Origin of the sequence: Shimia sp. R11_0 (assembly GCF_017744035.1) — a bacterium.
GTDB classification, from domain to species: Bacteria; Pseudomonadota; Alphaproteobacteria; order Rhodobacterales; family Rhodobacteraceae; genus Shimia; species Shimia marina.
The window spans coordinates 493,832-507,127 of the sequence record NZ_JAGHQY010000002.1 but is presented as its reverse complement, the minus strand read 5'-3'; the positions used below and the strand labels follow the sequence as shown (position 1 = coordinate 507,127).

Here is a 13,296-nt window from a genome sequence, read left to right as displayed (position 1 = left end):
CCCGGGGCGAAGGAGGTGTTCTTCACCTTGCTGTAAGGCTTGATCCACTCCACGCGCTTGCCATGCTCTCCCCAGAACGCCTCAGGATCCGCAAGCGAAGACGCATACATCTCCTCGTAGGTGGCGGCTGTGATGATGGCGTTCTCCGCCAGAACTGCATTTGGTGGATAGGTTTTTTCAGACATGGTTCCCCCCGAAGATGAAATTTGAGGCGAGGTTAGGGGGATGCGCCGTAAGGTCAAGCACGGCTTTGCCTCATCCCCCAATAAGTTGCATCAGATTGCTAGATATTCTGCGCGCAGCTCTTCGTTCTCAAGCACCTCAGAGGCGGCACCATCAAATACGACAGAGCCTGTGTCCAGAATGACGGCGCGGTCTGCCAGTTCCAGCGCACGCAACGCGTTCTGTTCGACGATGATGGTGGTGATGCCCTGTTCCTTGATGATGCGCAGGGTTTTCTCGATCTCATCCACGATCACCGGTGCCAGACCCTCGTAAGGTTCATCCAGCAGGAGCACTTTGAGGTCGCGGGACAACGCGCGGGCGATGGCCAGCATCTGCTGTTCGCCGCCTGACAGCGTCACGCCTTCCTGCTTGCGACGCTCTCCCAGACGCGGGAAGAGTTCATAGAGGCGTTCAATCGACCAGCCGATGGGTGGGGCGATCTGCGCCAGCTGAATGTTCTCTTCGACGGTCAGACCGGGAATGATGGAGCGGTCTTCGGGCACAAGACCAATGCCAGCGGCGGCGGCCTCATAGCTTTTCATCAGGTGCAGGGGCTTGTGATCCAGCCAGATCTCCCCGTGGGTGACCTGTGGGCTGTCCATACGCGCAATGGAGCGCAGGGTCGAGGTTTTGCCCGCCCCGTTGCGGCCCAGAAGCGCGAGGATCTCGCCTTCGTGCACATTGAAGCTGATGTTTTGCACGATGTAGCTCTCGCCATAGTAGCTCTCCATGTTCCACACAGAGAGATAGGCGGGGGCGGTTTCGGCCAGATTGTGGCCTTTGGAAAAGTCGGGTTTGACGTTCATGGTTCTGGTCTCCCCGTCCCGGGCCTGACCCGGGACCTCTTGTTGCTGTCGCGAGGCCCCGGAACAGGTCCGGGGCGCGTCGATGTGCCTTATGCGGTTTCACCAAGATACGCTTCGCGCACTTTGGGGTGGCCTTTGATGTTTTCCGGATCATCCTCCACCAGCGGCGTGCCCTGTGCCAGCACGGTGATGCGCTGCGCGAGAGAGAACACCACATGCATATCGTGTTCGATGATGGCGATGGTGATGTCGCGCTCATCTGAGATCTGCTTGAGGAGGTCGATGGTGTTGTTGGTGTCGGCCCGCGCCATGCCGGCGGTGGGTTCATCCAACAGCAACAGGCGTGGCTCTTGTGCCAGACACATGCCAATTTCCAGACGCCGCTTGTCGCCGCGCGACATGGAGGCCGCATGCATATGGCGTTTGTCGGCCATATTCATGTCCTCAAGCATGCTTTCAGCGCGTTCCACCACGTCTTTCTCACTGAACATATTGGCAATGGCCTGCAGCGAAAACGCCCCATCCCGTTTGGCAAAACAGGGGATCATCATGTTTTCCATCACCGAAAGATCACCAAAGATCTCTGGGGTCTGGAACACGCGGGAGATGCCCATCTGATTGATCTCATGGGGGGTGCGGCCCAGGACGGACTGGCCGTCAAACATGACGGAGCCGGTATCTGGAATAAGCTTGCCCACAAGGCAGTTCAGCAGGGTGGATTTCCCGGCCCCGTTGGGGCCGATGATCGCATGGACGGTGTTTTCTTTCACCGAGAGGTTCACGTCTGACAGAGCCTGAAGGCCACCAAACCGCTTACCTACGTCTTTGACTTCGAGAATTCCCATCTGTCCGTCTCCTTATTCTGCGGGTTCCGTGGAGGCCTTGGGGCCGTCTTCGTCATTGGCTTTCTTGCCACGCAGCGCACGTGCGATGCGTTGGCCACCTTCTACCAGACCGCCGGGCAGGTAGATCACGACAAGCATGAAGAGGATGCCAAGTGTCAGGTGCCAGCCTTTGCCGATGAAAGGATAGATGATGGTGACAAGCAGGTCTTCGAGCCCATCAGGCAGGAAGGCAAACCATTCATGCAAAACGTCCTTGTTGATCTTGGACAGGATGTTTTCCATGTATTTGATCGCGCCTGCGCCAAGAACCGGGCCAATCAATGTACCAACACCGCCCAGGATGGTCATCAGAACCACCTCACCAGAGGCTGTCCAGAACATACGCTCCGGGCCCACCTGTGTGTCCATCGCCACCATCAAGCCACCGGCGAGGCCGGCATACATGCCGGAGATCACGAAGGCGGCCAGCGTGTGAGGGCGTGGGTTCAGACCGGTGTAGGACATGCGGGTCTGGTTGGATTTGATCGCGCGCAGCATCATGCCGAAAGGCGAGCGGAAAATGCGGATCGCCAGATAGAAGCTCGCCAGCATTGCAATGGCTGCGATGTAGTAGCCTGCGTTGAAGGTGAAGAGCCAATCGCCGACGTTCAGCTCAAAGCTGGCGCGCATGTCCATGCCAAAGAGGTTGGCCCGGCCAATTTCGCCCTCTTCCAGATTGGAGAACAGGGGGCTGTCGGAGGATTTGATCTGCAATCCGGTTTCGCCGCCGGTGATCGGTGTCAGCACCGAATAGGCCAGAGCGTAAGACATCTGTGCAAAGGCAAGTGTCAGGATCGAGAAGTAGATGCCTGAGCGGCGCAGGGTGATGAAGCCCACAGCCAGTGCGAAGATGCCCGCCACGATGATGGCCATGATGATGGCTGGGATCACATTGAGCGAGATCAGCTTCATCATCCAGATCGCGCCATAAGAGCCGATACCCAGGAAGGCGGCATGCCCAAAGCTGAGGTAGCCGGTCAGGCCAAAGAGGATGTTAAAACCGATAGCAAAGATGCCAAAGATCACAAAGCGTTGCATCAAATCGGGGTAGCCCGCGTTGAATTGCGCCATGCCCGAGCTTTCGGGGAAGGGGTTGAGGATGAAGGGGGCCAGGAGAGTCAGTCCGGCAACGACCAGCAGGAGCTGGAAATCTTTCTTTTCGAGACCGAGCATGAGTTAGTCCTCCATGACGCCCTTGCGGCCCATAAGGCCCCGAGGACGGGTCAGCAGAATAATGATGGCGACGAGGTAGATGATGATCTGGTTCAGACCCGGAAGGATCTCCAGTACCTCACGCATGGAGGCAAAGCTTTCCAGAATACCCAGCATGAAGCCTGCGAGTACGGCGCCGGGCAGGGAGCCCATGCCGCCCACAACCACCACAACGAAGCTGAGGACGAGGAAGTCCATGCCCATGTGGTAATTTGGCGAGTTGATGGGCGTGTACATCACCCCGGCAAGCCCTGCGACGGCAGCGGCCAGACCAAACATGATGGTGAAGCGTCGGTCGATGTTGATGCCCAGCAGGCCAACGGTTTCGCGATCGGCCATGCCCGCGCGCACAACCATGCCAAAGGTGGTGTATTGCAGGAAGGCAAAGACAGCGCCGATGATCACGGCGGCAAATACAAAGTAGATGATGCGCCAGTAGGGGTAGATGATCAGGTTGGGATCAAACCCAAGTGCTGCGCCAAAATCGAAAGACCCTGTGAAAGCCTGCGGGGCCGGGGTTGGGATCGGGTTGGCACCGTAGAAGTATTTGATCACCTCCTGAAGCACGATGGCCAGGCCGAAGGTCACCAGAATCTGGTCAGCATGCGGGCGCGTGTAGAAGTGTTTGATCAGGCCACGTTCCATGATGTAGCCCACCGCCATCATCACAGGGACGGCAAAGAGGATCGATAGCGGGACGGCCCAGTCGATGATGGCATCCCCGGTGGCAACTCCAAAAATGTCATGCACATAGGGCACTTCGACTTTGGCAGGATTGCCGAGAAAGTCGGTTTTTGTCTCATCGATGATGGTGTGTGACAGGGTAAGAATGCGGCTGAGTGTGACAGCGCAGAAGGCACCGATCATGAACAGCGCCCCATGCGCGAAGTTCACAACACCCAAGGTGCCAAAGATCAAGGTCAGTCCAAGGGCGATCAACGCATAGGCGGATCCCTTGTCCAGTCCGTTCAGAATTTGAAGGATAATTGCTTCCATCGGTCCGTCCCTATGGTTGTCCGAAGACGCCGGATAGGCGTAAGGGGGCGGGCATTTCTGCCCACCCGAATGACTTGCAAGTCAGAGACTTACGCGCCGTTGTTGCAGGCACCGAGGGTGGCGTCTGCGCCGCCCATCTGTGGGTGATCAGGTGCGTAGGTCACCTGTTCAACCGGGGTCACTTCGACGATTTCCAGAAGGTCGAACTCGGAAGTTGGGTTCTCTTTACCCTTCACGACCAGCACGTCTTTGAAGCACTGGTGATCGGCGCCACGGTAAAGTGTCTTACCGTTGCCCAGACCGTCGAACTCATAGTCTTCCAGAGCTTCCGCAACCGCGCATGGGGCAAAGGAGCCTGCGCGCTCACAGGCATCTGCATAAAGCAGGGTTTGCACATAGGTGGTGTGTGCTGCCTGAGATGGTGGGAAGCCATATTTGGTGCCGAAGGATTTCACGAAGGCTTTGGAGCCCTCATCGGTCAGAGACCAGTGCCAGTTGGTGGAGCCGAAGATGCCCTTCACGTTGGCGCCTGCACCCTTCGCCATCAGGCGGGAGTAGAGTGGAACAACGATCTGGAAGTCTTTGCCGTTCACCTGCTTGTCACGCAGGCCGAACTGAACCGCATTGGTCAGCGAGTTCACCATGTTGCCGCCATAGTGGTTCAGAACCAGCGTGTCGGCACCGGATTGCAGAACTGGCGCGATGTAGGAGGAGAAGTCCGTCTGTGTGAGTGGTGTTTTGACCGCCGCCACAGTTTCCCAGCCCATGGCTTCGGTAGAGGCTTTCACCGCTTCTTCGGTGGTGTAGCCCCAGTTGTAGTCTGCTGTCAGGTGATAGGCTCTACGATCTTTGCCGTAGGCATTCGCCAGAACAGGCGCGAGTGCGGCACCGGACATGTAGGAGTTGAAGAAGTGACGGAAGCCGTTGGCCTTGCGGTCCTTGCCGGTGGTGTCGTTGGAGTGTGTCAGACCCGCCATGAAGATAACGCCTGCCTCCTGGCAGAGCGCCTGAACCGCCACGGCCACGCCAGAGGACGACCCGCCGGTGATCATGATCGCGCCATCTTTTTCAATCATGGATTTTGCGGAGGCGCGTGCGGCGTCAGACTTGGTCTGCGTGTCGCCGGTGACGAATTCGACCTTCTTGCCCAGGATGCCGTTGCCCTGCAGCGCTTTGGAGCTGAAGGTGTTCATCATGCCGCCGTCGCCGCCGCCATTGAGGTGTTCTACGGCAAGCTGGTAGGCGCGCAGCTCGTCGGCGCCTTCATCTGCATAAGGGCCGGTTTGTGGTACGTTGAAGCCCAATGTCACGGTGCTGCCGGTTGGTTCATTGGTGAACGCGTGCGCGGACTGAGCCGTGAAAATCGTTGGCAGAGCCAGACCTGCACCTGTGACGGCACTGGTCTTGAGCAAGCCACGACGTGTGAAGTTGCTTTTGGACATATAATCCTCCCGTTATGTCAATTGTGGGTTGGGGCTCCTCTTCCCCGCACCACAGGCACATTTGTGCTCAATCAGTATCGCGAGTTGATCGAAAATTTCGCAACAACTGCTTTCAAAGACAGTATTTTTTTGTAAAGTAATTCGCGTCACGCTGCGGCAATTTGTAAATTTTTTATTCTGCGCTGCGGAAAGTGATTGATTGGGAGGGAAAAGATTATGGCGCAGCAATCCCTTGCGGGCAGTCGTATCCGGGAGCGGCGGGTGATGGCCGGCATACGTCAGGCGGAACTGGCGCGACGTGTAGGTATTTCGGGCAGCTACCTCAACCTGATTGAACACAATCGGCGCAGAATCGGCGGCAAACTGATGGTGGACATCGCCAATGCGCTGGAGGTGGAGCCGTCTCTGCTCTCAGAGGGGGCGGAGGCCGCCTTGCTAAGCGCATTGCGGGAAGCGGCGGCAGTGGCCACACAGGCCATGCCGGAGATTGAGCGCGCCGATGAATTTGCCGGGAGGTTTCCGGGCTGGGCCAGCCTGATTGCGCAGTTGCACAGCAGGCAACGCAGTCTTGAGCATACGGTGGCCACTTTGACAGATCGTCTTACACATGACCCGCATCTGGCCACATCCATGCATGAAATGCTCAGTATCATCACCGCCATCCGCTCCATGGCGGGTATTCTGGCAGATACAAAGGAAATTGAACCGGAGTGGCGCAATCGGTTTCACCGCAATCTGAATGAAGAGAGTTTGCGTCTGGCAGACGGAGCGCAAAAACTGGTGGCCTATCTGGATGCCGCAGGTGAAGGTGACACAGGGATGGTGCTGCCGATTGAGGAGGTTGAAGCCCTTGTGGCTGCGCATGGCTTCCAGTTTGATCACCTGGCTGAAATGAGCGCTGCGCAATTGCGTGATTTTATTGCGGCGCAGTCGCTGCTCACCACGGAAGACGCGCGCGCTATGGCTTTTGTCGTGTTGGATCGTCTGCGTCAGGATGCGCGGCTTTTGCCTTTTGATACCGTTCAGCGCCACCTGACCGACGGACCGGTGGATCCGGTGGCGCTTGCAAATACCTGTGCCGCGCCCTTCGGGGCGGTGTTGCGCCGCTTGGCAACCCTGTCTGATGTGCTGTTGCCGCGGCCTTTGGGATTGGTGATGTGTGACGGGGCGGGTAGCATGATGTTGCGCAAATCTGTGGATGGGTTTGGCATTCCCAGATTTGCAGGTGCGGATCCGACCTGGCCCCTGTTTCAAGCCCTGTCACGCCCCACGCAACCCTTGCATCAAACAATCACTGTCACTGAGCGCGGGGCCCTTCACTTTGAATGCTACGCTGTCGCAGAGGTGGTGGGAGAGGTTCAGATCAATGTGACGCCGCTCTATCACAGTTTCATGCTGATCGTGCCGCAAGACTGATGTGGGACAATGTAGCCCTTGGCAGAGTTTTTGAAGATCATGTGGGTGTCAGTTTGTCATTGCTTGCAGTTTGGCAGGAAAACCGCTTGGCTTTTGGCACTTGCACGCTAAGAATGTGACACCGCTTGTGGACTTTCGGGGAGGGGAGCTGCATGGGCAGAAGTGTTCTTGTCATCGAAGATGAGCCCAACATCATTGAAGCCATCAGTTTCATCCTGTCACGGGACGGGTGGTCTGTGGCCACGCATTCCAATGGGCATGATGCCTTTGGCGTTGTGCAGGACACCATGCCGGATCTCGTGATTTTGGATGTGATGCTGCCGGGTAAGACCGGCTATGACATTTTGCGCGAAATCCGTGGAGCTGAGGGCACGCAGGCTTTGCCTGTGCTGATGCTGACCGCCAAAGGGCAGGTCAAGGACCGCGAAATTGCGGAGCGAGCGGGTGCCAGCCGGTTTATGACAAAGCCATTTTCCAATGCAGAGGTGCTTGACGCTGTGCGTGAGCTTGTCGCGGGGTGAGCCCGCGGCACAACAGCCCTTTTCTGGAGCGGCAAAGCTATCGCAGGCGGCGTTTGATTGACACCATACGGTTCCTGCCAGTGATTGGGGCCATTCTCTGGTCGGTCCCTCTTTTGTGGCCGACGCAGGAGGAGGCGGAGGCCTCTGCTGTGAAGGCAATTTCTTCATCTGATGCGATCATCTACATCTTTCTGGTTTGGTTCGGGCTGGTGGTGTTTGGCGCGTGGTGCGCCTATCGCATGAAGCAGAGCGATGCTCTTGAGGAGGATAAGGGCCGCTGATGGGCGCGTTAAATGTCCTTGTTGGCGTCTGCCTTATCTATGTCGCCTTCCTTTTTTTTGTAGCTTTTGCGGCAGAACGTGCGGCCATTCGTGGGCGCGGTGGCTGGTTGCGCAATCCCCTGATCTACACCTTGTCTCTGTCGATCTATTGTACCGCTTGGACGTTTTATGGCGCGGTGGGGTATGCGGCGCGCTCAGGGCTTGAATACCTGACGATCTACATTGGTCCGACGCTGGTTGTTGTGGGCTGGTGGTGGGTGCTGCGCAAGCTTGTGAGGATCGGACGCACACAGCGGATCACCTCTATTGCAGACCTGATTTCCTCCAGATACGGGAAATCTAATACTTTGGCGGTTGGGGTGACCATTCTTGCCGTGGTGGGCACAACGCCCTATATCGCGCTTCAACTTCAATCGGTTACAGTGAGTTTTGACGTTTTTTCAGAGTCTTATGGGGAAACGTTGACGCGATCCGGGCAGGATAGCAACGCCCTTTGGGTGGCCTGTGGTCTGGCGCTTTTCACCATTGTGTTTGGCACGCGGAACCTGGATGCAAATGAACGCCATCATGGCGTGGTCATGGCCATTGCCGTCGAGGCGATTGTGAAGCTGTTTGCGCTTTTGGCCGTGGGGGTTTTTGTGGTCTGGGGCGTTGCCGATGGGCTCGGCGATATCTACGCGCGGATTGATGCCAGCGAAATTGGGCAGTGGCAGATGCGGGGGGACCGCTGGGCCACGCTGATTTTCCTCTCAGGAGCGGCCTTTCTGTGCCTGCCGCGCATGTTCCAGGTCATGGTGATCGAGAATGAAGAAGAGGACCATTTGCGCACTGCAAGCTGGGCCTTTCCGCTGTATTTGATGGTGATGAGCCTGTTTGTGGTGCCCATCGCCGTGGTTGGCCTTGGCACGCTGCCAGCGGGCAGTGATCCGGATTTCTTTGTTCTGACCGTGCCCTTGGCACAGGGCAATGAAACCCTCGCGATGTTGTCTTTTCTGGGCGGATTTTCCAGCGCCACCTCTATGGTGATTGTCGCGGCTTTGGCGCTGTCGACCATGGTGTCTAACCATATTGTCATGCCGATCTGGCTCAGTACACAGAGCGGGGGCGCCTCGGTTTCGGGCGATGTGCGCCATGTGGTTCTGCTGGCGCGGCGCATTTCCATCGGCGGCGTTGTCTTTCTGGGATACCTGTATTTTCGGTTGTCAGGCGGCGGCACGTCGCTGGCCTCGATTGGCCTCATCTCTTTTGCCGGGGTGGCGCAGTTCCTGCCGGTGTTGCTGGGGGGGATTTTCTGGCGTGGGGCCACGCGGACGGGGGCTTTGGTCGGTTTGACAGTGGGCTTTGTGATCTGGGCCTATACGTTGCTGCTGCCCAGTTTTGGGACGGGCACATTGATCGGCGAAGACGTTCTGATCGAAGGGCCATTTGGCTGGGGCTGGCTGCGGCCGGAGGCGTTTTTTGGCATCACGGGCATGGATCCGCTGGTGCATGCCATCTTCTGGTCGATCCTGCTCAATACGGTCAGTTTCTTCATTGCCTCGCTTGTGGGGTTCCCGTCGCCGCTGGAGCGGTTGCAGGGCGCGCAGTTTGTGAATGTCTATGAGCACAGCACCACGCCACAGAGCTGGAGCGGGAATCTGGCGCAGAGCGAGGATTTGATGGTCATGGCGCAGCGGATCATGGGCGCGCGGGTGGCGCAGGATCTGTTTGAGCGGGAAGCCAAGCGACAGGGGGTCAGCGGGCTGTTGCCTGAGCCGTCTCCTGATTTTCTTCAGGTGCTGGAGCGGGAGCTTGCGGGGTCTGTTGGGGCGGCCACGGCCCATGCCATGATAGGCCAGATTGTTGGTGGGGCCTCTGTGTCGGTGGAAGACCTAATGGCGGTGGCGGATGAGACCGCGCAGATGATGGAGTATTCTTCGCGGCTTGAAGCCAAATCTGAGGAGCAGGCGCGCACGGCCCGGCAGTTGCGGCAAGCCAATGAAAAGCTGACCCAGATTTCAGAGCAGAAAGACTCCTTCCTCAGTCAGGTCAGCCATGAATTGCGCACGCCGATGACCTCGATCCGGGCTTTCTCTGAAATTCTGCGCGACAGTGACCGGCTGAGTGAGGCAGAAAAGGTCAAATACAGCTCCATCATACATGATGAGGCGATCCGACTGACCCGGTTGCTGGACGATCTGTTGGATTTGAGCGTGCTGGAGAATGGGCAGGTCAGCCTGAACGAGCAGACTGGCGTTTTGGCCGAGGTGTTGGACCATGCGCTGGCCAGTGCCTTGACAGGCAACACGCAGGTGGCGTTGCAGATCAAACGCGATAAAGCGCGCGAGCGGGTGACACTCAATACGGATCTTGACCGGCTCAGTCAGGTTTTCATCAATCTGATTGGCAATGCACAGAAATATTGCGATGCGGAACTGCCTGCGTTGCGCATTGATGTGCGGCGGGACTCTGAAAAACTGGTGGTCGATTTCATCGACAATGGCAGTGGGATTTCCAAGGCAGATCAGGCCGTGATTTTTGAAAAGTTTTCTCGCACGGGGGAGCTGCGTGTCAGCGGTGCAGGGCTTGGATTGGCGATTTGTCGGGAGATCATGACCCGGCTGGGCGGCACGGTGGATTATCTGCCGGGGCAGGGCGGCGCGGCCTTCCGTGTGGTCTTGCCAATCCAGATGGCCATGGCTGCACAATAGTCGGAAATCATGCGGCTTTTAGCGGTTATGTAGAGGGCCTGTTAACCTTATTCGGGCACATCTGTCACCAAGGGACTGAAAAACAGGGCTGTAAAAGGCATGGGTGACACCAAAGGCAATTCCATTCTGAGACGCAAGGCGGTTGATGGCAGCACCGAGCATCAGGCTCGTGCGATGACGCCAAGCAAGGCCATGCGATTGGGCATGGCTTTGGCCGCTGAAAAGGGGCTGGGGCTGGCGTTGGACGTGACCAAAGTGTCGCACACCACGCTGCCGCATCGAGCGTTGCAGGCCACCTTGGATGAGACCTCTTTGCTTGCCATTCTGGAAGGTCAGAATGGCGAGCCGGGGGCCTTGGCGGTGGATATGCAGGTTCTGGCCGGTCTGGTGGAGCATCAGACTCTGGGGCAGGTTGTGGCAAAACCGGTCACAGAGCGGGTGCCGACCCGTGTGGATGCGGCGCTGATCACGCCGTTTATGGAAGACGCGTTGATGCGCTATGTGCGCATGGTGGGCGAAGAGGGTGAGCCGCCCAAATGGCTGCAGCATTATAAATTTGGTGCGATGACCATGGACACGCGCACCCTGTCGCTGGCGATGACGGCGCAGGATTATCATATGTTTGTGCTGGATGTGTCGCTGGATCGCGGCAAGAAGGCCGGAACCATGGCGCTGATCTTTCCGGACATTGAAGTTTACATGGCGGAGCCTGAGGAAGATGACGCCACCGATATTGAGAAGTTCCAAGGCAATGTGAAGCAGGCGACGACCACGCTGAACGCTGTGATTGGAAAAGTGAAAATGCCCATCGCGGCCATTCAGGGGCTGCAGGTGGGGGAAATCCTTGCATTGCCAGATGACCCGATGCGCACGGCCAAGCTTGAAGCTGTGAACGGCGAAGAAATCGCCGAAGTGCGCATTGGGCAGCTGGATGGAATGCGAGCGGTCTGTGTGCCGGGGCTCGTCAGTTTGGCAGCTCCGGCCGCGGAGGCCGAAGCGCCCGCCATGCCGGATATGGGCGCGCCTGAGGTGCCGGCGATTGGCGGCATGGACCTTGGAGCTATGGATATGGGCGGCATGGATGCCGAGATGCCTGCCATGGGTGGTTTGCCGGATATGGATGGCGGTTTGCCTGACATGGGCGGTGACTTGCCAGATCTGGATGCTGGTGGTCTGCCCGATCTTGATGCGGGCGGCTTGCCTGATCTGGGTGGCGATCTGCCAGATCAGGGCGGAGATTTGCCGGACATGGGGGGCGACCTGCCTGAGATGGCGCCAATGGGCGATCTGGGCATCGGGCTTGATGCGGATGGCGGTGAAGATTTCACAGGGCTGGATGATCTGGACGATTTGATCCAACTGGGGTCGGATGACATTGGCGATCCGATGGCGTTGGCTGATATTGAAATGACAGGATCATAGGCGCAGGCCGAGCGGTTATGTCGCGGCGCGTCTGAGCGAGGGTGCTTTAAGCGCCGCTATGCTGCGGCTAGGGTGCAGCCATGTTGACCCTTGATCACTCTCACGTGCGCGTTTTAGCGCCGATTGCTGAATTGCATTACTTTGATCAGCAGCACACTGTTCTGCAGCACGATATGACGGCGTTGTCGGCTTGGAATGCGATCATGCAGCAGCCGCAGCCGTTCCTAAACCTGGCCTTCAAAATACGTGACACGGTGTCATCGCTTTTTGGTGTGAAACGGATTGGCGGGTTCAGTGGCCGTGCGGCGCAATCCGTGCAGGTGGGGGACCATCTGGATTTCTTTCTGGTGGAATATGTGGATGACACATGTCTGGTGCTGACCGAGCGGGACCGACATCTGGATGTGATGACCTGCATTTCTGTTCAGGGGCGCACTCTGACGGTGACGTCTTCGGTCTGTGTCCACAACTGGTTTGGCCGGGCCTACATGGTGCCGGTTGGCATTGCCCATAGGTGGATCGTGCGAGGCATGTTCAAGCGTTTGTCACGACACGGTTAGGGGTGCGCAGATCCAGGAGCGGCCTGCCAACCATTTGTATGTGCCGTGTTCGCGCGCCGATTAACTCTCAAACCAACCTGTTTTCAGCGCATGCGCCCAATCGTGACGCCCATTTTGGGCGGCATAGGCGCTTGCGGCATCGGAGGCATAGGGAATGGAGCGGAAGGTTGTGATCCACTGTCCGTTTTGTTTTTCAACGATCGCGTAGGAGGCGTTGGGCGTGCCGGTTTGCATATGGTGGGGCGCGGGTGCGATGTCGTCATAGGCCGGGCATCCGACGCTGCCGGGGTTTAAGATGGTGCGCCCATCAGGCAGGCGCTGCACACGGGGAATATGGGTATGGCCACAGAGAATGAGGCTTGCGTAAATCTCCTCTGCCTCCTTGAGGACCTCAGCGAGTTTTGCAGCGCGCACTGTGCCCGTATCTTCGACGCGCTCAAGCCAATAGGCGGTGTCTGAGCTTGGGGTACCATGACACAGGAACACCTCCTCAAAGACAGTGCGCGTGGCAGGCAGGGCCTTGATCCACTGGAGATGCTGCGGGGACAGTTGATCAAAGGCGGCCCTATCCGACAGGCCCATCTCCTCTGGGGGCTGTTCGATCAGAATGCGGTCGTGGTTGCCTCTGATGGAGGGAAAATCCTGCGCCATCAGCATGTCAGCCGTGTCACGCGCTTGTAGCGGGCCGCTGAAAAAATCCCCCAGATTTACCGCCTCAGAGACGCCTTGCGACTGCATGTCTTGCAGGACAGCTTGCAGGGCAAGCGCGTTGCCATGGATGTCGGCGAGAACTGCGAACTTCATGAGGGTGTCCCTCTCTGAGGTGGTCTCTGACGGGGGA

At 57.7% G+C, this 13,296-nt stretch carries 13 protein-coding genes; 6 read left to right on the top strand and 7 right to left on the bottom strand.

Features of this window, described 5'->3' with window-relative positions:
* The 6 genes from J7382_RS06945 to J7382_RS06920 all read right to left on the bottom strand — a co-directional run.
* The coding region (locus J7382_RS06945; protein ID WP_209068247.1) for an acetyl-coenzyme A synthetase N-terminal domain-containing protein at positions 1 to 185 on the bottom strand (185 nt) is incomplete at its 3' end.
* Positions 186 to 275: 90 nt separating this feature from the next.
* Entirely contained in the window at positions 276 to 1,031 is a 756-nt protein-coding gene (locus J7382_RS06940; protein WP_209068246.1) for an ABC transporter ATP-binding protein, read from the bottom strand.
* Between the two features lie 89 nt (positions 1,032 to 1,120).
* Complete coding sequence (locus J7382_RS06935; protein WP_209068245.1) at positions 1,121 to 1,876, bottom strand: ABC transporter ATP-binding protein; 756 nt, start codon at positions 1,874 to 1,876, stop codon at positions 1,121 to 1,123.
* Between the two features lie 12 nt (positions 1,877 to 1,888).
* Positions 1,889 to 3,088, bottom strand: a complete 1,200-nt coding sequence (locus tag J7382_RS06930) for a branched-chain amino acid ABC transporter permease (protein WP_209068243.1) — start codon at positions 3,086 to 3,088, stop codon at positions 1,889 to 1,891.
* Positions 3,089 to 3,091: 3 nt separating this feature from the next.
* Complete coding sequence (locus J7382_RS06925) at positions 3,092 to 4,123, bottom strand: branched-chain amino acid ABC transporter permease (protein ID WP_209068242.1); 1,032 nt, start codon at positions 4,121 to 4,123, stop codon at positions 3,092 to 3,094.
* 89 nt (positions 4,124 to 4,212) lie between these two features.
* Positions 4,213 to 5,565 carry a substrate-binding protein gene (locus tag J7382_RS06920; protein WP_209068241.1) on the bottom strand — a complete coding sequence of 451 codons (1,353 nt, stop codon included), beginning with the start codon at positions 5,563 to 5,565 and terminating at the stop codon, positions 4,213 to 4,215.
* 216 nt (positions 5,566 to 5,781) lie between these two features.
* Between J7382_RS06920 and J7382_RS06915 the strand changes: the two genes are divergently transcribed.
* From J7382_RS06915 to J7382_RS06890, 6 genes are all read left to right on the top strand, one after another.
* Positions 5,782 to 6,981, top strand: coding sequence for an XRE family transcriptional regulator (locus J7382_RS06915; RefSeq protein ID WP_209068240.1), 1,200 nt, complete (start codon positions 5,782 to 5,784; stop codon positions 6,979 to 6,981).
* A 152-nt stretch (positions 6,982 to 7,133) separates the two neighbouring features.
* Entirely contained in the window at positions 7,134 to 7,502 is a 369-nt protein-coding gene (locus J7382_RS06910) for a response regulator (RefSeq protein WP_058239953.1), read from the top strand.
* Positions 7,499 to 7,783, top strand: a complete 285-nt coding sequence (locus J7382_RS06905; RefSeq protein ID WP_209068239.1) for a hypothetical protein — start codon at positions 7,499 to 7,501, stop codon at positions 7,781 to 7,783. Before J7382_RS06910 ends, J7382_RS06905 begins: the two co-directional genes overlap by 4 nt.
* Positions 7,783 to 10,473, top strand: coding sequence for an ATP-binding protein (locus J7382_RS06900; protein WP_209068237.1), 2,691 nt, complete (start codon positions 7,783 to 7,785; stop codon positions 10,471 to 10,473). The genes J7382_RS06905 and J7382_RS06900 overlap by 1 nt, the downstream gene beginning before the upstream one ends.
* 99 nt (positions 10,474 to 10,572) lie before the next feature.
* Positions 10,573 to 11,895: a FliM/FliN family flagellar motor C-terminal domain-containing protein gene (locus tag J7382_RS06895; protein ID WP_209068235.1), complete on the top strand. Its 1,323-nt coding sequence runs from the start codon at positions 10,573 to 10,575 to the stop codon at positions 11,893 to 11,895.
* 80 nt (positions 11,896 to 11,975) lie between these two features.
* Entirely contained in the window at positions 11,976 to 12,455 is a 480-nt protein-coding gene (locus tag J7382_RS06890; RefSeq protein WP_209068234.1) for a DUF2867 domain-containing protein, read from the top strand.
* A gap of 60 nt (positions 12,456 to 12,515) precedes the next feature.
* Here the strand turns inward: J7382_RS06890 and J7382_RS06885 are convergent, their stop codons facing one another.
* On the bottom strand, positions 12,516 to 13,259 hold the full coding sequence (locus tag J7382_RS06885) for a metallophosphoesterase family protein (protein ID WP_209068233.1): 744 nt from the start codon (positions 13,257 to 13,259) through the stop codon (positions 12,516 to 12,518).
* Between the last annotated feature and the right edge of the window lie 37 nt (positions 13,260 to 13,296).

Coding starts and splice junctions, on each gene's coding strand:
- J7382_RS06940 (WP_209068246.1), bottom strand. CDS start 1,031: ATGAACGTCAAACCCGACTTTTCCAAAGGCCACAATCTGGCCGAAACC.
- J7382_RS06935 (WP_209068245.1), bottom strand. CDS start 1,876: ATGGGAATTCTCGAAGTCAAAGACGTAGGTAAGCGGTTTGGTGGCCTT.
- J7382_RS06930 (WP_209068243.1), bottom strand. CDS start 3,088: ATGCTCGGTCTCGAAAAGAAAGATTTCCAGCTCCTGCTGGTCGTTGCC.
- J7382_RS06925 (WP_209068242.1), bottom strand. CDS start 4,123: ATGGAAGCAATTATCCTTCAAATTCTGAACGGACTGGACAAGGGATCC.
- J7382_RS06920 (WP_209068241.1), bottom strand. CDS start 5,565: ATGTCCAAAAGCAACTTCACACGTCGTGGCTTGCTCAAGACCAGTGCC.
- J7382_RS06915 (WP_209068240.1), top strand. CDS start 5,782: ATGGCGCAGCAATCCCTTGCGGGCAGTCGTATCCGGGAGCGGCGGGTG.
- J7382_RS06910 (WP_058239953.1), top strand. CDS start 7,134: ATGGGCAGAAGTGTTCTTGTCATCGAAGATGAGCCCAACATCATTGAA.
- J7382_RS06900 (WP_209068237.1), top strand. CDS start 7,783: ATGGGCGCGTTAAATGTCCTTGTTGGCGTCTGCCTTATCTATGTCGCC.
- J7382_RS06895 (WP_209068235.1), top strand. CDS start 10,573: ATGGGTGACACCAAAGGCAATTCCATTCTGAGACGCAAGGCGGTTGAT.
- J7382_RS06890 (WP_209068234.1), top strand. CDS start 11,976: ATGTTGACCCTTGATCACTCTCACGTGCGCGTTTTAGCGCCGATTGCT.
- J7382_RS06885 (WP_209068233.1), bottom strand. CDS start 13,259: ATGAAGTTCGCAGTTCTCGCCGACATCCATGGCAACGCGCTTGCCCTG.